Consider the following 19,236-nt stretch of genomic DNA (forward strand, 5'->3'; position numbering starts at 1 on the left):
ATGAGCACGACCAACACCGCCCCCGTGGACGGGGCCTTGGACTCGGGCGCCACCTCGCTGCTGCGCTTCGCCACCGCCGGTTCCGTGGACGACGGCAAGTCGACCCTGGTCGGCCGGCTGCTGCACGACTCCAAGTCGGTCCTCGCCGACCAGTTGGAGGCCGTCGAACACGCCTCCCGCAGCCGCGGGAAGGACGCGCCGGACCTGGCGCTGCTGACGGACGGGCTGCGCGCCGAGCGCGAGCAGGGCATCACCATCGACGTCGCCTACCGCTACTTCGCCACCCCGCGGCGCCGCTTCATCCTCGCCGACACCCCCGGGCATGTGCAGTACACCCGGAACATGGTGACCGGCGCGTCCACCGCGGAGCTGGCCGTCGTCCTGGTCGACGCGCGCAACGGCGTGGTCGAGCAGACCCGCCGGCACGCCGCGGTCGCCGCCCTGCTGCGGGTTCCGCATGTCGTCCTGGCCGTCAACAAGATGGACCTGGTCGACTACCAGGAGTCCGTCTTCGCCGCCATCGCCGAGGAGTTCACCGCCTACGCCGGCTCGCTCGGGGTGCCGGAGATCACCGCCATTCCGATCTCGGCGCTGGCCGGGGACAACGTCGTGACGCCGTCGGCCGCCATGGACTGGTACGGCGGCCCGACGGTGCTGGAGCACCTGGAGACCGTGCCGGTGGTCGCCGATCCGTCACAGGACCCGGCCCGTTTCCCGGTCCAGTACGTCATCCGCCCGCAGACCGCCGAACACCCCGACTACCGCGGCTACGCGGGCCAGATCGTCTCCGGTGTGCTGCGCGTCGGCGACGCCGTCACCGTGCTGCCGTCCGGCCGGCGGAGCACCGTCGAGGGGATCGACGCGCTCGGCCAGAGCGTGGACGTCGCCTGGGCACCGCAGTCGGTGACCCTGCGGCTCGCCGACGACGTCGACGTCTCCCGCGGCGACCTGATCGTCCCGGCCGCCGCGGCGCCGTCGACCACCCAGGACGTCGAGGCCACCGTCTGCCATGTCGCCGACCGGCCGCTGACCGTCGGACAGCGGGTGCTGCTCAAGCACACCACCCGTACCGTCAAGGCGATCGTCAAGGAGATCCCGTCCCGACTGGCCCTGGACGACCTCTCCCAGCACCCGGTCCCGGACGGGCTGGCCGCCAACGACATCGGCCGCATCCGCGTCCGCACCGCCGAACCGCTGGCGCTGGACGCCTACGCGGACTCCCGGCGCACCGGCTCCTTCCTGCTGATCGACCCGGCGGACGGCACCACGCTGACCGCGGGCATGGCCGGCACCGCGTTCGCGGAGGGGGCGGCCCCCGTGGCGGAGGCTGCGACGGACGACGAGGGATGGGACTTCTGATCATGCTCAGGGACGTCTTCTCGACCTTCGCCAAGGAGGGCGGCCGCGTCGGCAGCGGCGCACTGGGCAGCGGCCAGGGCGGAGTCGGCCGATGTGCGTGCTGACCATGCCCGCCTCCGTGCCCCCCATGTCCTCCTTCCGACGATCCACCATCGCGCCGGGCGCGCCGTAGACAGGCGCGCGCTCCCCCGGCCTTCCGAGAGGAACACCTGCCGTGTCTGCCGTTCGTCATCGCCTCCTGGCGGCCGCCGCCACCGTCCCGTTGCTGACCGTCGCGCTGGGGGCCTGCGGCTACGGCTCCCAGGCCAAGAAGGACACCGCGGCCACCGTCACCCCGAAGGGGCCGAAGGTCGACGGGCTCGACGAGGTCAGGATCGGGTTCTTCGGCAACACCACCCACGCGACACCGCTGATCGGGCTCCAGACGGGCCGGTTCCAGAAGGAACTGGGCGGCACGGCGGTGAAGTCCTCGGTCTTCAACGCCGGCCCCGCCGAGATCGAGGCGCTCAACTCCGGTGCCATCGACATCGGTTGGATCGGCCCCTCCCCCGCGATCAACGGCTATGTGAAGTCGCACGGCAAGAGCCTGAAGATCATTGCCGGTTCGGCCTCCGGCGGGGTCTCGCTGATCGTCAACCCCAAGAAGATCACGGGCCTGGACGACCTCAAGGGCAAGACGATCGCCACCCCGCAGCTGGGCAACACCCAGGACGTCGCCCTGCTGAACTTCCTCTCCCAGAAGGGCTACACGGTCGACGCCACCTCCGGCAAGGGTGACGTCACCGTCCAGCGCACCGACAACAAGGTGACCCCCACCGCCTTCCAACAGGGCACCATCGACGGCGCCTGGGTCCCCGAACCCACCGCGTCCAAGCTGGTCGCCGCGGGCGGCAAGGCGCTGCTGGACGAGAAGAAGCTGTGGAAGGACGGCAAGTTCGTCATCACCAACATGATCGTCTCGCAGCGCTTCCTCAAGGAGCACCCCAAGGCCGTGGAGGCGGTGCTGCGTGCCTCGGTGGCGACCAACGCCTGGATCCGTACGCATCCCGCCGAGGCGGTCAAGGCGCTCAACGACAAGCTGGCCGACCCGGCGATCACCGGTAAGGCCCTCCCGGACGACGTCATCGACCCGGCGTTCAAGAACGTCGACGTCACCGACGACCCGCTGGCCGCCACGCTCCAGGAGGAGGCGGACCACGCCGTCCAGGCGGGGCTGCTGAAGAAGCCCGACCTCAAGGGCATCTACGACCTCACCCTGCTGAACAAGGTGCTCAAGTCCGAGGGCAAGCCACCGGTCGACGACGCCGGCCTCGGCGGCAACTGACCCCGGTCCCCCGATCTCCCAGGAGGTGACACCGATGACGACCAGCACGCTCACCAAGCCCGCCCCGGTGGACGCCGGCACCGCCGGTCCGTACGCCGCTCGTATCCACCATGTCTCGAAGTCGTTCGGCCGCGCCGGCGCACCGCAGGTGCTGGACGACATCAGCATCGACGTCGCCCCCGGCGAGTTCGTCTGCCTTCTGGGGGCCTCCGGGTGCGGCAAGTCCACCCTCCTTGGCCTCGTGGCCGGTCTGGACGAGCCGTCCGCCGGCACCATCGAGACGCCCGGCGGCCGGCCGGCGCTGATGTTCCAGGAGCACGCGCTGTTCCCGTGGCTGACCGCGGGCCGCAACATCGAACTGGCGCTGCGGCTGCGCGGGGCGCCGCGCGCGGAGCGCCGCGACGAGGCCGAACGGCTGCTGGAACTCGTCCGCCTCAAGGGCGCGTACGGCAAGCGGGTGCACGAGCTGTCCGGCGGCATGCGCCAGCGGGTGGCGATGGCCCGTGCGCTCGCCCAGGACAGCCAACTGCTGCTGATGGACGAGCCGTTCGCCGCGCTCGACGCGATCACGCGCGATGTGCTGCACGACGAGCTGACCCGGATCTGGCACGAGACGAACGTGTCGGTCCTCTTCGTCACCCACAACGTCCGCGAGGCGGTGCGGCTCGGGGAGCGGGTCGTGCTGCTCTCCTCCCGCCCCGGCCGGGTCGCCAGGGAGTGGCGGGTGGACATCCCCCAGCCGCGCCGCATCGAGGACTCCGCGGTCGCCGACCTGTCCATCGAGATCACCGAACAGCTCCGTGGGGAGATCCGCCGCCATGGCCAGCACTGAGACCAGCACCTCGTCCACCACGGAACAGTCCGGCCACGCTTCCACCGGACCGTCCGCCGACTCGACCGCCGCCCCGGCCACCGATACGACGGGCGACTCGGCGGACGGCGCCGGCAGCACGGGCGGCTCCTCGGGCGACTCCGCTGGAGGCTCAACGGGCGGTGCCACGGGTGCGGCGGACGCCGAGCGCACCACCGGGGCCACCGCCGGAACGGCGACCGACGTTCCAACTCCCGCATCGTCCCCCGCGCAATCCCCCACCACCGCCGGCGACCTCGCCGGTCTGGAGGCCGGGCTCGACGCCCTGGACTCCACCGTGGTCTCCCGGCAGCCGTGGCTGCGTACCGTGCTGTCAAAGGCGGTCCCTCCCCTCATCGCGATCGTGCTGGTGCTGGGGCTGTGGCAGCTCGCCTACCACTTCCAGCTCAAGCCGCACTACCTGCTGCCGAGCCCGCTCGACGTCTTCCGCTCGCTCCAGCAGAAGTGGCTCGAAGGCACCCTGCTGAGCTTCGTGTGGACCAGCGTCTCCCGTGGCGCCCTCGGCTTCCTGGCATCCGTCGTCCTCGGCACTGTGCTCGGGCTGATCGTGGCCCGTATCAAGCCCATCCGGTCCGCGATCGGGCCGATCCTGAGCGGACTTCAGTCCCTCCCGTCGGTGGCGTGGGTCCCGGCGGCGATCATCTGGTTCGGGCTGAGCGACGCCACCATCTACGCGGTGGTGCTGCTCGGCGCCGTCCCCTCCATCGCCAACGGGCTGGTGTCCGGTGTCGACCAGATATCCCCCCTCTATCTCCGTGCCGGCCGCACCATCGGCGCGACCGGCCTGGCCGGCGTCCGCCATGTGCTGCTCCCCGCCGCGCTGCCCGGCTATCTCGCCGGGCTCAAGCAGGGCTGGGCGTTCTCCTGGCGGTCCCTGATGGCCGCCGAACTCATCGTCAGCGCCCCCGATCTCGGCACCGGCCTGGGCCAACTCCTGGAACAGGGCCGCGAACTCCAGGACATGTCCTGGGTGTTGTCCGCGATCCTGCTGATCCTGATCGTCGGTATCGGCATCGAGCTGCTGATCTTCGCCCCGATCGAACGCCGGGTGCTGCGCAGCCGCGGCCTCCTCGTCAAGAGCTGACCCCATGGACACACGCCCCACGCTCCTCGTCATCGCCCACGGCAGCCGCGACCCTCGGCACGCCGCGACCGTCTCCGCGCTGTGTGCGCGGGTCCGGCTGCTGCGTCCGGGGCTGCGGGTGGAGGTCGGCTATCTCGACTTCAACGCGCCCCAGGTGCCCCGGGTGTTGGAACGCCTGGCGGCGGACGGCATACGGAACGTGGTGGCGCTTCCGCTCCTCCTCACTCGCGCCTTCCACGCGAAGTCCGACATTCCTGCGGTGCTGCGGGGGGCCGCCGCACGGCTGCCCCTGTTGACCGTCCATCAGGCCGAGGTGCTCGGCCCCTCGTTCCTCCTGACCGGTGCGTTGGAGCGCCGGCTGGAGGAGGCCGGGCTGCGGCCCGCCGATCACCGCTCGACCGGGGTCGTCCTGGCCTCGGCGGGCTCCTCAGACCCGGAGGCGATCGCAGTGATCGCTGAAATCGCGCGGGAGTGGCGGCGCACCGCTCAATGGTGTGCCGTGCGACCTGCGTTCGCCTCCGCTTCTCTTCCCCGCACGGCCGACGCCGTACGGGCCCTGCGGGCCGACGGCGTCAAGCGGGTGGCCGTCGCCCCGTATGTCATCGCGCCGGGCTTCCTGCCGGACCGGATCGCCGCCGGCGCCCGCGAGGCGCGCGCCGACATCCTCGCCCCGGTGCTCGGCGACGCCCCCGAACTGGCCCGCCTGCTCCTACGGCGCTACGACCAGGCGGCGAGGGCCTGCACCCGAGGCGACATGGCGGCCCTCACGGCCTGAGCACGGGCGGCCCGAACAGGCATCCCGAAGGAGCATCCCGACGGGGTAGCGCCCCCGCGGTCGGCAAATCGCCCCTCCGCAGCGGGCCCGACTACGTCGCCACGGGCACCTTCCTCCCCACGGGCGCGTCCGCGCGCCCCTTCTCGTAGACCGTGAGGCCCCGCGACAAGTGCAGGGGAACCAGCAGGAGTTCGACGAACAGGGCCCGCCAGGCATAGACGACGTTGACGGCCTTGGTGACGTAGGCGAAGGGGATGTCGACCAGCACGCCCGCCAGCGGGAGTCTGCGGCGACGGGCGGCGTACGCCAGTACCGGCACCGTCAGGGCGATGTCGACTCCGGCCCACCAGGCGAGGGCGGTCGGTGGTGAGGCGCCGGTCGCCATGGTCGCCACGAAGGGGGTGGCCCACCACAGGGGTGCGGTGAGGATCTCCACGAGGGCGAGCACCACCCATACCGCGAGCAGGGGTTTGCGGAGGATCAGCGGGCCGGCGTGCAGCCGGACGTTCTGGCAGAAGCCGGCCATCCAGCGTTTGACCTGTTTGCGGAAGTAGGTGAGGTTCTCCGGGTCGGCGGCGAGGGCTACCGCGTCGGAGACGTAGACCGCGCGGCGGCCGGCGATCTGCTGGGACCAGGTGTAGTCCATGTCCTCGACGATGGTCCGCTCGGGGAATCCGCCGAAGGCCATCAGTGCGTCGCGCCGGAAGACCGAGCAGCAACCCGAGCACACCATGGGGCTGTTGGCGAGCGCCTGGATGGGCCGGTGGAAGTGGAACCCGAAGAGATACTCCGTGGAGCGGCCGCGCTCCCAGACCGTGCGGGTGTGGCGGGTGCGGACCATGCCCGCGGCGATCGCGACACCGGGGTCGTCGAAGACCGGGAGGATGCGCTCGATGTAGTCGGGGGCGAGGACGGTGTCGGCGTCGACGGCCAGGACGAGGTCGGTGGTGCACCGCGGGAGCGCGTAGTTCTGTGCCTTGGCCTTGCTGCCGAGGTTGCTCGGCGGGCGGAGCACCGTGACGCCGTGTGCGGCGGCTACCTCGCCCGTGCGGTCGGTCGAGGCGTCGTCGACGACCAGGATGCGGTTTGGTGGGACCGTTTGCCGGGCCAGGGATTCCAACGTGGCCGGCAGGCCGTCCTCTTCGTTGTGGGCCGGGACGATGACGGTGACGGTGTGCATGGCAGGCTCCCCCGTGTCGTGCGGACCGCGCCGACGATGGCGCAGCACACTCCGATGACTGCGTAGACGATGGTGCTGATGCCGAGGAACGGCGTGACTCCGTGCATGTCGTTGACGGTAGCCACGCTCGGCGGTCCACGGTTTCGGAGGAAGCCTCCTGTGGATAACTCGACCCGAGGGAAGGCGTGTTGACGCGAAGGCATGGCCGTTGGCGTGGCGGAAGGCCCGTTGGCGCGAGGGGCCAGGGCACACCGACACCCCGGAAACACGGCGACGCCGGCCGCCGCGCCCCATGGGGGTGAGCGCGACGACCGGCGTGCGAGACCGAGTGTTCCGGTCGGTTACTTCACGATCTTCAGCAGCTTGTTGGGCGTGCCCTGGCCCGGGTTGCTGATCTTGTCGGGCGTGGCACCGTCGACCAGAGCCTTCTCCACGTCGGCCGGCTTGGCGTCCTTGTGGTCGGCCAGGTAGACCGCGGCGGCACCCACGACGTGGGGGGTCGCCATCGACGTACCGGAGATGGTCTTGGTGGCGTCGTCGCTGGTGTTCCAGTCCGAGGTGATGTCGGAGCCGGGAGCGTAGAGGTCGACGACGCTGCCGTAGTTGGAGAAGTCGGACTGCTGGTCGTCCTTGGTGCTGGAGGCCACGGTGATGGCCTCCTTCACGCGCGCCGGGGAGCTCTGGCCCGCGTCCACGGACTCGTTGCCCGCCGCGACACCGAAGGTGACACCGGAGTCGATGGCCTTCTTCACGGCCGCGTCGAGCGCCTCGTCGGCGCCGCCGCCGAGCGACATATTGGCGACCGAGGGACCCTTGTGGTTCTTGGTGACCCAGTCGATGCCCGCGACGACCTGCTCGGTCGAGCCGGAGCCCTGACCGTCGAGGACCTTGACGGCGACCAGCTTGACCTTCTTGGCCACGCCGTGGGCGGTGCCGCCGATGGTGCCGGCGACGTGGGTGCCGTGGCCGTTGTCGTCCTCAGCCTTGTCGCTGTTGTCGATGGCGTTGAAGCCGTACGACGCGCGACCGCCGAAGTCCTTGTGGCTGATGTGGATACCGGTGTCGATGACGTAGGCGGTGACGCCCTCGCCCGCGCTGTCCGGGTAGGTGTACTTGCCGTCACCCTTGGTGTCGGCCTGGTCGATGCGGTCCAGGCCCCACGACGGCGGGTTGGCCTGGGTGGCGTTGGCACGGAACGTGTGGTTCTGGACGACCTTGTCGACGGCCGGGTCGGCGGCGAGGCGCTTGGCGTCCTCGTCGGACATCCCGGTGGTCGAGAAGCCGTCGATGGCGGAGGTGAAGGTCCGCTTGACCTTGCCGCCGTACTTGGAGGCGAGGTTGCCGCTCTCGGCGGCGTGGATCGAGGCGGACTTCTTCAGCAGCACGATGTAGCTGCCCTTGACGGCGCCCTTGGCTTCGGCACCGTAGACCTTGCCCTCGGCGGCGGGCGACGCGCCCGCGGTGACCGCGGTGACGGCGGCGATCCCAGTGGCAGCCACTGCGGCGGATATCGCCGTGATGAGCCGCTTCTTGCTGGAACGCTTATGTGCCATGCGAGGGTTCTCCTCGTTCGTGGTGTGGGGGGAAGCGTTACGAACAGCCCGGGGGGAGCGAAAGAGCTCCGCCGGGCTGGTTCGAAACCCTGTCGGATTGACGGGGGCAATTCAAGCGGAGCCGGGTCTTGTGAGATACACAACAACCTTGCAGAAATGTAAAAAGGGTTGAGAACCGGTCAAAGTAATCAGCCAAGTTGACAAAGCGCCGCTCGACCTGCGTTTACATTCCCGCAATGCCGGGGAATAGTTGACGCCTCATTTTCATATTCAACTGCCCTACTGCCCCAGTCCCACGCCACACAGAGGACATATTGGCGGTTACCGCACCGGAAGTTGAGCCTCGATGAGGTCCGCGGCCAGCCGGCTGCCACCCTCGCCCTCCATCTCCGCGCGGATCCGGCGGAGCGTCTCGGCCACCTCCGGATCGTCCAGCAATCCGCGCACCGCCTCCCCCAGCGCCTCGCCGGTCACCTCCCCCTTCGGCAACTGCCGGGCGACCCCCAGGGATTCCAGCGTGCCCGCGTTCATGAACTGGTCGGCGGCCTGCGGTACGCACACCATGGGCACCCCGTGCGCCAGGCCCTCCTGACTGCCGCCCATCCCGGCATGGGTGACGAACGCGTCCGCCTGCCGGAGGACCGCCTGCTGCGGGACCCAGGTGTGCACCTCGACGTTGTCCGGCACCTCGCCGAGCACCGCCGGGTCGGTGAACTTCCCGATCTGCAGCACCACATGCCAGTCCGGCCGCCCGCCGAACGCCTCGACGGCGGCGCGGTAGACGTCCGGCGCGTCGGTGAACACCGACCCCAGGGAGACCAGGAGCACCTTGACGTCCGGCGCGAGCGCGGCCGGGCGCCGCCAGTCGCCCTGTGCGGAGCGGTCGCCCTGGCAGGTGCCGACGAAGGTGAAGACCGAGGGGTCGACCCGGTCGGCGTTCGGCTGCATGGCCCGCGGGATCAGGACCAGGGCGCGAGCGGGCCGGGCGGCCAGGAAGTCGGGTTCGGCGACGCTCGTCATGTCGTGCTCGTCCAGCCAGGCCCGGAAGCGCGCGTAGTACGCGCGGCCGCGCTCGGAGCGGAGCAGCTCCTCCCGCATCGCCTTGCCGCCCCCCTCCTCGTAGTCACCCCAGGCGACGATGTGCGGGGTCAGCTGGATGGCGGGGACCTGCCACCGGTGGGCGAGCAGCGGGGCCGGGAACGAGGCGCTGTCGTGGAGGACGAGGTCGGGGGTGTCGCCCTCGTAGGCCGCGGCGAGCTGCGGCAGTGCCTGGACGGCGTCGTCGAGGAACGGTTCGAGGTGGTCGAGGGGTTCGGTGCCGAAGACCTCCGGGTTCTCGTCGGTGGGCAGGACGGAGGTCCACAGGCGGGGTTCCGCCCCGGTGGTGGCGACCAGGTCGGCGAAGGCGGCCGGTACGGCGTAGGTGACGCGGTAGCCGCGGTCGACCAGTTCGCGGATGACGTCGAGGTTCGGCTGGATGTGCCCGTGTGCCGGGGTGCCGAACATGGCGATGCGCAGGGGGTGCTGAGGCATGCCCAGGACATTAAGCGAGACGATACGTATCGTGCAACAACGAAAAGTCGCCACCCCGGGCCGCGACGGGGGTCAACTGCGCCGGCCGGCAGCGCAGTTCCGGTGAAGGGTGGAGGCGCCCCTCGGCGGATCCGGGCACCTGGGAGACTGGGCGGGAGAACGCATCGCAGGAGGCACTCGATGACCAACACCAGCCCCGCCTTCACCGAGGCGCGCGCTCGCGACGTGCTGGCCGCGGCCGGGCACGCCGAGGCGGCGGCCGACGCCCGGCTCCTCGCGCTCGGCGAGAACGCCGTCTTCGCCCTCGGCGGACACGGCCCGGTCGTACGGGTGGGGCGCAGCCCGGAGTTGCTGGAGCGCGCCGAGCGCGAACTGGCCGTGGCGCAGTGGCTGGCGGCCGAGGGGGTGCCGGCGGTGCGGGCCGCGGAGCCGGTCGCCCGGCTCGTCGACGGGCACCCCGTGACGTACTGGCAGCAGCTCCCGGAGGCCGCCCGGCCGGCCGGGCCACAGGACCTCGCGGCGCTGCTGAAGCTCGTCCACGCGCTGCCCGAGCCGCCGTTCGCGCTCCCCCGGCGCGAGCTGCTGGACGGTGTGGAGCGCTGGCTGCGGCTGGCCGGCGATGCCGTGTCGCCGGCGGACGCGGAGTATCTGCGCGGGCGCCGGGACGCGTTCGCACTGGCCGCCACGGCGCTGGAGCCGCATCTGCCGCGCGGGCCGATCCACGGCGACGCGCTGACCCGCAACGTCCATGTCGGGCCCGAGGGGCCGGTGCTGGTCGACCTGGAGACCTTCTCCTCGGACCTGCGCGAGCACGACCTGGTGGTGATGGCGCTGAGCCGGGACCGCTACGGGCTGGGCGCGGACGCCTACGACACCTTCGTGTCGGTCTACGGCTGGGACGTCCGGGACTGGGAGGGATGCTCCGTCCTGCGCGGCTCCCGGGAGACGGCGAGCTGCGCCTGGGTCTCCCAGCACGCGCCCGGGAACCCGGCGGCGCTCAAGGAATTCCGGCGCCGGATCGCCTCACTGCGCGAGAAGGACACCGCGGTGCGGTGGTACCCGTTCTGACCGCGCGCCGCAGCCGGCCGGCCTGGAGGGGCCGCGCCCCTCAGCGCTGATACGGGATCAGCGGCCAGGCCGGCTCGACTATCGCCTCGGGGTTGCCGGAGCGGCGCAGATACGCCTGGAACGAGGCGGCCTGCTCCGCCGCGGCCTGCTCCTGGAGGGTGTGCAGATCGCGCGGGGACGGCAGGGCGACGGCCGGATACTTCTCGCCTATGCGGCGGGCGACCCCGGCCGCGGCCGCCGCGTCGGCGCCCGCCTCGTGCGCACCGTCCAGGGGCACGCCGTAGTGCCCGCAGAGCGCCTGGAGTGCGCGGCGGCCCTTGCGGTAGCGGTCCACGTGCTTGTCCAGCACGAGCGGGTCGATGACCGGGGCGGGCGGGTGGCCCAGGCGCTCGGTCAGCGTCGGCAGGCCGTGGCGGCGGCACTCGCGGTCGAGGAGCGAGAGGTCGTAGCGGGCGTTCATCACCACCAGCGGGATGTCCGCGCGGAAGGCCTCGGCCAGCGCCTCGGTGATCTCCTCTATGGCACTGGCCGGCGGGCGGCCGTGCGCTTGGACGTGGGCGGTCGATATGCCGTGGATTTCCGCGGCTTCGTCCGGAATCGGCACGCCGGGATCGAGCAGCCAGGACTGCCGTCCGGCGACCGTGCCGTCCCCCTCCAGGCGGAGCAGCGCGGCCGTGACGATGCGGTCGTGCTCGATGTCGGTGCCCGTGGTCTCCAGGTCGAAGCTGACCAGCAGCTCCTGATGCCAGCTCATGCGGCCTCCGTTCGGTGGTACCTCCCCCGTGCTGCGACCACTCTCGCACGCACCACTGACAACGCCCCGGGCCGCCGGTGCCCGGGCCGGCTCAGGAGACCGGGCGGGAGTCGGCCCAGACGCTCTCGAACTCCTCGCGGTAGATCTCGAAGAGTCCGTGGTCGCCGTCCCCGCCGTCGCGGTCCGCCTGGCGGACCACCTCGCGGCTGCCCCCGCGCAGCACGAACACCGGCGATTCCATGCCGCGGCTCTTGCGGAGGTAGGGCTGGACGACGGCTATCCCGTCGGGTCCGTCGCCGTCGACGAGGTAGGCGGTGAAGCGCGGGGTCTCGTCGAAGACCTGGATCTCGAAGGCGCCGGGGTCCCGCAGGCGGGCCCGGACCCGTCGCATGTGCAGGATGTTCATCTCGATCGAGCGGCTCATCTCGCCCTTTTTGAGGCCGATTTCGCGCTCCCGGCGGCGGGTCGCACTGCTGGCCGGGTTGAGGAAGAGCAGCCGCACCCGGCAGCCGGACTCGGCGAGCCGGACCAGCCGGCGGCCGGAGTAGTTCTGCACGAGGAGGTTGAGTCCTATGCCCACCGCGTCGAGGCGGCGGGCGCCGCCGAAGAGGTCCTCGGCGGGCAGCTGGCGCTGGAGCCGGACCCGGTCGGGGTGCACCCCGACGACGTCGGCGTAGCGGTCGCCGACGAGGTCCTCGACGGCGTCGATGGGCAGCCGTCCGGAAATACGGGTGCCGGCCCCCGAGCCGAGGATGTCCAGGAGACGGGCGGAGGCCCGCTCGGCCTGGGCCAGGACGGTCTCGGACAGTGCGCGGTTGCGGGAGACGATGTTGCGGGCGACCTCCAGCTCGTCGAGGACCAGCTCGACCTCGCGGCGGTCGTCCACGTAGGGCTCGAAGCAGGGCCAGTGCTGGACCATGAGCTCGCGCAGCTGCGGCAGCGTCAGGAAGCTGACGATGTTGTCGTCGGCGGGGTCGAGGAGGTAGCCCTTGCGGCGGCTGACCTCGCGGACCGCGACGGCGCGCTGGACCCACTCCTGGCCCGCCGGTCCGGCGGCCGCGATGACCCATTCGTCGCCGTGCACCGGCTCGTAGATGGGGCGCAGGACGGCGGCGACGACGGCGCGCAGGCGCTGCTCGACGAGATTCAGCCAGATATAGGCGCGTCCGGCCCGGCGGGCCCGGGTGCGTACCTCGCTCCAGGCGTCGGCTCCCCAGTCCAGTTCCGCACCGATCTCCAGCGGTCGGGCCAGGGATACCGTGCCGGGCGGTGCGTCCACGGAGCCGCCCTCCTGGCCCTCATGACTCTCGTCACCAGGGGGCAACTCCAGCCCGCCGCTCACCTGCCACCGCCTTCCGAACCCCCGTGCCAACGATCAAGGCAGACTACTGCGGCGCGGGGGGCGGTGCAGCAGGACGGGTCGAGTCGGTTGCCAACTCCCCTTACCCATACTGCCGGTTGCGGCCGGAAAGCGCGGCCGGAGTGAGCGGTTTCATAGCCGCACGGGGGCCGGGGATCGATTCCGGCCCACGCGATGGGGTGTTCCGGCGACGCACCGTTGACATCACCCCAGGCGTCCGGTTCGGCACGAGCGCACCGATTGGCCTGGTTGTCCCTGGCGAACTGCGCACATTTGCTGTAGTCCGTGGAAGAGAAGACGCTTTTGGGGTACCTGCACCGGCCCGTCGCTCGCACCCGTCCTTCCCGCGCCGCCCACCGGCCGCAATCGCCGCCCCATTCACCCCCCGATACGACAATCCGATATCGCCGAAGGCGAACCACCATCGAGCGGAGTTCACGCGAAAATCTCCCGCTATCAGGCAAGTTGGGACACGTTGGGGAAAGGATTCCGATTCGGTCCGCGGATGTGTGTCGTGGAGTCGCCGCCGCCCCGTAGAGAAAGTGGAAGAGACAACGCATGCAGGTCTGGCCGGGACAGATGTATCCGCTGGGTGCCACCTACGACGGTGCGGGCACCAACTTCGCGGTGTTCTCCGAAGCCGCCTCGCGCATCGAATTGTGTCTGCTGCACGACGACGGGTCGGAGACCGCCGTCGAGCTGCGCGAGTCCGACGCCTTCGTACGGCACGCGTATCTGCCGGGGGTGATGCCGGGGCAGCGCTACGGCTTCCGGGCGCACGGCCCCTACGAGCCCGAGCACGGGCACCGCTGCAACTCCGCCAAGCTCCTCCTCGACCCGTACGCGCGGGCGATGAGCGGCGTGATCGACTGGGACGAGGCGGTCTACGGCTACCACTTCGGCCGCCCGGAGGTCCGCAACGACCTCGACTCGGCGCCGCACACCATGGCGTCGGTGGTGGTCAACCCCTACTTCGACTGGGGCGACGACCGCCCCCCGCGGACCGCCTACCACGAGACGGTGCTCTACGAAGCCCACGTCAAGGGCCTGACGATGCGCCACCCGGAGCTCCCCGAGGAACTGCGCGGCACCTACGCGGCGCTGGCGCACCCGGCGATCATCGACCATCTGACGAAGCTCGGGGTCACGGCCCTGGAACTGATGCCGGTGCACCAGTTCGTCCAGGACCACCGGCTGGTGGACGCCCGACTGACCAACTACTGGGGCTACAACACCATCGGGTTCTTCGCCCCGCACAATGCCTACGCGTCCTGGGGGGACCGCGGGCAGCAGGTGCTGGAGTTCAAGACCGCGGTCCGGGCCCTGCACCGGGCCGGTATCGAAGTCATCCTCGACGTCGTCTACAACCACACCGCCGAGGGCAGCCACCTGGGGCCGACGCTCTCCTTCCGGGGGCTGGACAACGCCTCCTACTACCGGCTGTCGGACGACCGCCGCTACTACACCGACACCACGGGCACCGGGAACTCCCTCCTGATGCGCAGTCCGCACGTGCTCCAACTGGTGATGGACTCGCTGCGCTACTGGGTGCAGGAGATGCGGATCGACGGGTTCCGGTTCGACCTGGCGGCGACGCTGGCGCGGCAGTTCCACGAGGTGGACCGGCTGTCGTCGTTCTTCGACCTGGTGCACCAGGACCCGGTGGTCAGCCAGGTGAAGCTGATCGCCGAGCCGTGGGACGTCGGGGAGGGCGGCTACCAGGTGGGGAACTTCCCGCCGCTGTGGACGGAGTGGAACGGGAAGTACCGGGACACCGTGCGGGACCTGTGGCGCGGGGAGCCGCGCACCCTGGCGGACTTCGGGTCCCGGTTGAGCGGCTCCTCGGACCTCTACCAGGAGGACGGGCGGCGGCCGCTCGCCTCGGTCAACTTCGTCACCTGCCACGACGGCTTCACCCTGCGCGATCTGGTCTCGTACAACGACAAGCACAACGAGGCCAACGGCGAGGACAACCGGGACGGCGAACGCTTCAACCGCTCGTGGAACTGCGGGGCCGAGGGGCCGACCGACGACCCCGCGGTGCGCCGGCTGCGGATGCGGCAGATGCGGAACTTCCTCGCCACGCTGATGCTGTCGCAGGGCGTGCCGATGCTCAGCCACGGCGACGAGTTCGGGCGCAGCCAGGGCGGCAACAACAACGCGTACTGCCAGGACAGCGAGCTGACCTGGGTGCGGTGGCCGCAGCAGGGGGCGCAGGGCACCGGCGGGACGTGCGATACCGGCCGGGAGGAGGTGGCGGACGAGGCCGGTGGGAGTGAAGGAAGGCAGGTGGCGACCGGGCGGGAGGAGGAGCTGGCGCTGCTGGCGTTCGCCCGGCAGATGGTGTGGCTGCGGCGGGACCACCCGGTCTTCCGGCGGCGGCGGTTCTTCCAGGGGCACCCGATGGAGGGCACCCACGACGAGCTCTCCGACATCGCCTGGTTCACCGCGGCCGGCGCGGAGATGGGGACGCGCGACTGGCAGTCGGTGCACGCCAAGTCGCTGACGGTCTTCCTCAACGGGAGCTCGATCTCGGAACCGGGGCCGCGCGGCGAGCCGGTCACCGACGACTCGTTCCTGCTGATGTTCAACGCCCATGACCAGGAGCAGGAGTTCACGGTTCCGGAGCACCTGGGCCGGCAGTGGCAGGTCGTCGTGGACACCGACCGGCCGGCGGCGCCGGCGGACGGCCGAGGCGCCAAGGTCAAGGGCGGCGACCGGCTGACGCTGGTCGGACGGAGCCTGCTGGTACTCCAGCGGCCGGCCTGAGCGGTTCCCGGCCGGGTCCTCCTGGCGTCCACCAGGACCGCCGCGGTGCACCACCCGCTCGTCTCGGCCACCGCCGGCACGCCACCGAGCCGGCACAGGACGGTCCGCAGCCGCCCCCGGGAGGGGACCACGGGCGGCGACGGGCTGCTCGGGGCACGTGCGCGGCGGCAGGGGGAGGCGTCAGCGGTCCTCACCAGCAGCCATCCGCCTCATCGGCACGCCCCGTACCGACGGTCCGTACGAAGCGCTGCCGCGGGCCGGTCGCCCCATTCGGACGAAGGCACGAGGGGAGGGGCACCCCGGGATGACGCAACCCGATGACAGAACGGGCCGTGGGCGGGGTACGGGTGTTCCCATGAGGCAGCCTTCGAGTCCGTCGCCGACCGCCACCTACCGGCTGCAACTCCAGCCGGACTTCCCGTTCGCCGCCGCCGAGCGGGCCGTCCCCTACCTCGCCGCGCTCGGCGTGTCCCATCTGCACCTCTCGCCCGTACTGGAGGCGGTGCCGGGGTCCGGCCACGGATACGACGTGACCGACCACAGCGCCGTACGGGCCGAACTGGGCGGCGAGGACGGGCTGCGGGCGCTGGCGGCGACGGCCCGGGCACACGGCCTCGGTCTGGTCGTCGACCTGGTCCCCAACCACATGGCGGTGCCGGCGCCGCTGTCGCTGAACGGGCCGCTGTGGGAGGTGCTGCGCGACGGACCCGCATCGCGGTACGCGCGCTGGTTCGACATCGACTGGGACGGCGGGCACGGCGGGCGGCTGCTGCTGCCCCTCCTGGAGGGGCGGATCGGCGACGAGCTGCCCCGCCTCCGGGTGGAGGGCGGACTGCTGCGCTACGGGGAGCAGAGGTTCCCTTTGCGTCCCGGTACGGAGCGGCTGCCTCTGGAGCACCTGTTGGAGGCGCAGTGGTACCGGCTCGCCTGGTGGCGGCTGGCCCGCACCGAGCTCAACTACCGGCGCTTCTTCACCATCTCGGAGCTGATCGGGGTCCGCGTCGAGGATCCGGAGGTGTTCGACGCGACGCACCGGACGGTGCTGCGGCTGATCCGGGAGGGGGTCGTCGACGGGCTGCGGATCGACCACCCGGACGGGCTGGTGGATCCCGGCGGCTATCTGGCGCGGCTGCGGGCCGGCACCAAGGGGTGCTGGACGGTGGTGGAGAAGATCCTCACCGGTGCCGAGCGGCTGCCGGAGGGCTGGGCGTGCGCGGGCACCACCGGCTATGACGCGCTCCGCCACATCGACGGGCTGTTCGTCTGCCCGCAGGGCGCCGGCCGGCTGTTCTCGCACTACCGCGACTTCGTCACCCCGCTGGCCGACGAGGGCGGCGACTGGGAGGAGACGGTGCGCCGGGCCGCGTACGAGGTCGTCGAGCACGAGCTGGCGGCGGAGGTCGCGCGGCTGGTGCGGACCGCGGCCCGGATCAGCGGACGGGTGCCCCGGCCGGGCGACCACGCACCATGGGCGCTGCGGCAGGCCGTGCGCGAACTCCTGGTGCGGCTGCCGGTCTACCGGCCGTACGCCGGGGACGCCACGGACGCCGCGCGGGCGGCGGCGGACACGGTGATGCTGGGCAGGGCGGCGGAGCGGGCCCGGGCCACCTTCCGGGTGCCGGAGGAGGCCGCGGCGGTGGATCTGGTCCACGATCTGGCGCTGGGGCGGTTCCCGTACGGCGAGGACGGCAGGGGCGGTGGGGACGGGTCGCCGGACCCCGATGTCGCGGGCTTCGCGGCGCGGTTCGCGCAGACCGCTTCCGCGCTGCACGCCAAGTCCGTTGAGGACACCGCCTTCTACCGCTATCCGGTGCTGCTGTCGGCGTGCGAAGTCGGGGGCGATCCGGGGGAACCGGCGCTGGGGCCCGAGACGTTCCACGAGTACTGCGCGCGGATGCAGCGGGACTGGCCGGAGAGCGGCACGGTCCTCTCCACGCACGACACCAAGCGCAGCGCCGATGTGCGGGCGCGGATCGCGGTGCTGTCGGAGTGCCCGGACCGGTGGCGGGACGTGCTGGGCGCGGTGACGGACGGGAGGGAGGTCGCGGACGATGTGGTTCCGGTCGATCCGATGGTGGCGTGGACGGCCTGGCAGACCGCCTTCGGCCTGGGCACGTCCGCCGCCGACAACCCCTCCGCGACGGGGACACCATCCGACGACGGCCGGGAGAGGCTCGCGCCCGCGGTCCTCAAGGCCGTGCGGGAGGCCGGGTTGCGCACGTCCTGGACGGAGCCGGACGCGGTGTACGAGGAGCGGGTGGCGGAGTTCGTCCGCAGCGGTCCGTGCGGTCCGGCGACCGGTCAACTGGCCGCGCTGGACGCGGAGATGGCACCGCACATCCGGGCCAACGTACTGGGCGCGACGCTGCTGCACCTGACCATGCCGGGGGTGCCCGACCTCTACCAGGGCACCGAGCGGGAGTACGCGGCGCTGGTCGATCCGGACAACCGCCGGCCCCCGCACTTCGATCCGGCGCTGCGCGCCGAGCTCGACGCCCATGCCGCACCGGCCGACCCGTCCGCGGAGAAGCTGCTGCTGACGGCGACCGCGCTGCGGCTGCGGCGGGCCCGCCCGGAGTGGTTCGGCGCCGCCGCGTCGTACGCACCGCTGGTCGCGGAGGGCCCCGCGGCCGAGCACTGCGTGGCCTTCGTCCGCACCGGGCGAGTGGTGACGGCGGTGACCCGGCTGTCGCTGCGGCTGCGGGAGACCGGCGGCTGGTGGGACACCATGCTGCGACTGCCCGCGGGCGGCACCTGGCGCGAGGCGCTGACCGGCCGCACGCTGCCGGGCGGGAGGGCGGTCGCCGTGGACACCCTGCTGACGCAGTGGCCGGTGGCGCTGCTCGTACGGGAGTAGGGGCCCCACTGCGGCCCCAAGGGGCGGCGGGTCAGATCTCGGCTGCGGCGCCCCACTCCCGTGGGAGAGCGGTGAACTCCGCCGCCGCGCCGGTCAGTTCGACGCGCGAGAAGACCGTGATGTCCCGACGCCACGGCGGATCCCTCGGCGCGCCCTCAGGTCCGCCGGCCCCTCAGCGCTCCGTCGGCTCCTGCCGTTCCGTCAGGACGTAGTCCACCTGCCCGAACCGTATGTGGTCGCCGGGCCCGACCGCTATCTCGCCCACCAGCCGGCGGCCGTTGACACAGGTGCCGTTGGTGGAACCGAGGTCGCGCAGCATCCAGCCCTTGCCCTCGCTGCGCAGCTCGGCGTGGTTGCGGGAGACCGTCTCGTGGTTGAGCCGCAGGCCGACGCCCGGGGACCGCCCGATCAGCAGCGGGAACGGCCCGGGCTCGGGCAGCAGCAGCTTCGGCAGCCGCTCCGTGCGCCAGGCCCTGCGCACCCGGAGGTTGAACGCCGACGCCCGGCCGACCATCCGCAGCACCAGTCCCTGGACCTTGCCGCGGCACTCCAAGTCGGCCGTGACCAGTTCCAGTTCGGACTGGTGCTGGGCGCTCAGGACCAGTTCCAGCCGGCGCAGGAAGGTGTCCTGGGACAGTCGTCCCTGCGCCGCGCCTTCGCGCAGCAGCTCAAGGGCGCGTTCCCGGTCGGCGTCCGAAGGCCGCGCGGGGAACTGGAGCGAAGTCATGGCGCAATTGTCTGGCCTGCAA

14 protein-coding genes are annotated in these 19,236 nt (G+C 71.5%); 8 read left to right on the forward strand and 6 right to left on the reverse strand.

Annotation, left to right across the window (positions count from 1 at the left end):
• From ACIQE0_RS25700 to ACIQE0_RS25720, 5 genes are all read left to right on the forward strand, one after another.
• Nucleotides 1–1,359 carry a sulfate adenylyltransferase subunit 1 gene (locus ACIQE0_RS25700; RefSeq protein WP_402336402.1) on the forward strand — a complete coding sequence of 453 codons (1,359 nt, stop codon included), beginning with the start codon at nt 1–3 and terminating at the stop codon, nt 1,357–1,359.
• Between the two features lie 214 nt (nt 1,360–1,573).
• Entirely contained in the window at nt 1,574–2,683 is a 1,110-nt protein-coding gene (locus tag ACIQE0_RS25705) for an aliphatic sulfonate ABC transporter substrate-binding protein (protein ID WP_402336405.1), read from the forward strand.
• A gap of 34 nt (nt 2,684–2,717) precedes the next feature.
• The gene (locus ACIQE0_RS25710; protein ID WP_402336407.1) at nt 2,718–3,515 is read left to right on the forward strand and encodes an ABC transporter ATP-binding protein; all 798 of its coding nucleotides are present in this window, start codon (nt 2,718–2,720) and stop codon (nt 3,513–3,515) included.
• Nucleotides 3,502–4,638, forward strand: a complete 1,137-nt coding sequence (locus ACIQE0_RS25715; protein WP_402336409.1) for an ABC transporter permease — start codon at nt 3,502–3,504, stop codon at nt 4,636–4,638. The genes ACIQE0_RS25710 and ACIQE0_RS25715 overlap by 14 nt, the downstream gene beginning before the upstream one ends.
• Before the next feature lie 4 nt (nt 4,639–4,642).
• Complete coding sequence (locus tag ACIQE0_RS25720) at nt 4,643–5,413, forward strand: sirohydrochlorin chelatase (protein WP_402336412.1); 771 nt, start codon at nt 4,643–4,645, stop codon at nt 5,411–5,413.
• 91 nt (nt 5,414–5,504) lie between these two features.
• Here the strand turns inward: ACIQE0_RS25720 and ACIQE0_RS25725 are convergent, their stop codons facing one another.
• The 3 genes from ACIQE0_RS25725 to ACIQE0_RS25735 form a co-directional block, all read right to left on the reverse strand.
• On the reverse strand, nt 5,505–6,593 hold the full coding sequence (locus ACIQE0_RS25725) for a glycosyltransferase family 2 protein (protein ID WP_402336415.1): 1,089 nt from the start codon (nt 6,591–6,593) through the stop codon (nt 5,505–5,507).
• 341 nt (nt 6,594–6,934) lie between these two features.
• Nucleotides 6,935–8,146 (reverse strand): S8 family peptidase, encoded by a 1,212-nt coding sequence (locus ACIQE0_RS25730; RefSeq protein WP_366331452.1) that lies wholly within the window; start codon nt 8,144–8,146, stop codon nt 6,935–6,937.
• A 321-nt stretch (nt 8,147–8,467) separates the two neighbouring features.
• On the reverse strand, nt 8,468–9,679 hold the full coding sequence (locus ACIQE0_RS25735; RefSeq protein WP_402336418.1) for a macrolide family glycosyltransferase: 1,212 nt from the start codon (nt 9,677–9,679) through the stop codon (nt 8,468–8,470).
• A 180-nt stretch (nt 9,680–9,859) separates the two neighbouring features.
• Here ACIQE0_RS25735 and ACIQE0_RS25740 point away from each other — a divergent pair, with 180 nt between their 5' ends.
• Nucleotides 9,860–10,747, forward strand: coding sequence for an aminoglycoside phosphotransferase family protein (locus tag ACIQE0_RS25740; protein WP_402336421.1), 888 nt, complete (start codon nt 9,860–9,862; stop codon nt 10,745–10,747).
• Nucleotides 10,748–10,787: 40 nt separating this feature from the next.
• Here ACIQE0_RS25740 and ACIQE0_RS25745 read toward each other — a convergent pair whose 3' ends face one another.
• Both ACIQE0_RS25745 and ACIQE0_RS25750 read right to left on the reverse strand, forming a co-directional pair.
• Nucleotides 10,788–11,501, reverse strand: coding sequence for an exonuclease domain-containing protein (locus tag ACIQE0_RS25745; protein WP_366331449.1), 714 nt, complete (start codon nt 11,499–11,501; stop codon nt 10,788–10,790).
• A gap of 91 nt (nt 11,502–11,592) precedes the next feature.
• Nucleotides 11,593–12,843 (reverse strand): SAV2148 family HEPN domain-containing protein, encoded by a 1,251-nt coding sequence (locus ACIQE0_RS25750; protein WP_366331448.1) that lies wholly within the window; start codon nt 12,841–12,843, stop codon nt 11,593–11,595.
• A 576-nt stretch (nt 12,844–13,419) separates the two neighbouring features.
• Between ACIQE0_RS25750 and glgX the strand changes: the two genes are divergently transcribed.
• Both glgX and treY read left to right on the forward strand, forming a co-directional pair.
• Nucleotides 13,420–15,630 carry a glycogen debranching protein GlgX gene (gene glgX / locus ACIQE0_RS25755; protein ID WP_366331447.1) on the forward strand — a complete coding sequence of 737 codons (2,211 nt, stop codon included), beginning with the start codon at nt 13,420–13,422 and terminating at the stop codon, nt 15,628–15,630.
• 355 nt (nt 15,631–15,985) lie between these two features.
• Nucleotides 15,986–18,487 carry a malto-oligosyltrehalose synthase gene (treY, locus tag ACIQE0_RS25760; protein WP_402336426.1) on the forward strand — a complete coding sequence of 834 codons (2,502 nt, stop codon included), beginning with the start codon at nt 15,986–15,988 and terminating at the stop codon, nt 18,485–18,487.
• 172 nt (nt 18,488–18,659) lie between these two features.
• On the opposite strand, the gene ACIQE0_RS25765 is transcribed toward treY, so the two are convergent.
• Nucleotides 18,660–19,214, reverse strand: coding sequence for an FHA domain-containing protein (locus tag ACIQE0_RS25765; protein WP_384104722.1), 555 nt, complete (start codon nt 19,212–19,214; stop codon nt 18,660–18,662).
• Nucleotides 19,215–19,236 lie beyond the last annotated feature (22 nt).

This window comes from Streptomyces sp. NPDC093097, assembly GCF_044754325.1.
Taxonomy (GTDB): domain Bacteria; phylum Actinomycetota; class Actinomycetes; order Streptomycetales; family Streptomycetaceae; genus Streptomyces.

What these genes read in the sequence shown, in the direction of transcription:
- ACIQE0_RS25700 (WP_402336402.1), top strand. Translation starts at nt 1, where the DNA reads ATGAGCACGACCAACACCGCCCCCGTGGACGGGGCCTTGGACTCGGGC.
- ACIQE0_RS25710 (WP_402336407.1), top strand. Translation starts at nt 2,718, where the DNA reads ATGACGACCAGCACGCTCACCAAGCCCGCCCCGGTGGACGCCGGCACC.
- ACIQE0_RS25715 (WP_402336409.1), top strand. Translation starts at nt 3,502, where the DNA reads ATGGCCAGCACTGAGACCAGCACCTCGTCCACCACGGAACAGTCCGGC.
- ACIQE0_RS25720 (WP_402336412.1), top strand. Translation starts at nt 4,643, where the DNA reads ATGGACACACGCCCCACGCTCCTCGTCATCGCCCACGGCAGCCGCGAC.
- ACIQE0_RS25725 (WP_402336415.1), bottom strand. Translation starts at nt 6,593, where the DNA reads ATGCACACCGTCACCGTCATCGTCCCGGCCCACAACGAAGAGGACGGC.
- ACIQE0_RS25730 (WP_366331452.1), bottom strand. Translation starts at nt 8,146, where the DNA reads ATGGCACATAAGCGTTCCAGCAAGAAGCGGCTCATCACGGCGATATCC.
- ACIQE0_RS25735 (WP_402336418.1), bottom strand. Translation starts at nt 9,679, where the DNA reads ATGCCTCAGCACCCCCTGCGCATCGCCATGTTCGGCACCCCGGCACAC.
- ACIQE0_RS25740 (WP_402336421.1), top strand. Translation starts at nt 9,860, where the DNA reads ATGACCAACACCAGCCCCGCCTTCACCGAGGCGCGCGCTCGCGACGTG.
- ACIQE0_RS25745 (WP_366331449.1), bottom strand. Translation starts at nt 11,501, where the DNA reads ATGAGCTGGCATCAGGAGCTGCTGGTCAGCTTCGACCTGGAGACCACG.
- glgX (WP_366331447.1), top strand. Translation starts at nt 13,420, where the DNA reads ATGCAGGTCTGGCCGGGACAGATGTATCCGCTGGGTGCCACCTACGAC.
- treY (WP_402336426.1), top strand. Translation starts at nt 15,986, where the DNA reads ATGAGGCAGCCTTCGAGTCCGTCGCCGACCGCCACCTACCGGCTGCAA.
- ACIQE0_RS25765 (WP_384104722.1), bottom strand. Translation starts at nt 19,214, where the DNA reads ATGACTTCGCTCCAGTTCCCCGCGCGGCCTTCGGACGCCGACCGGGAA.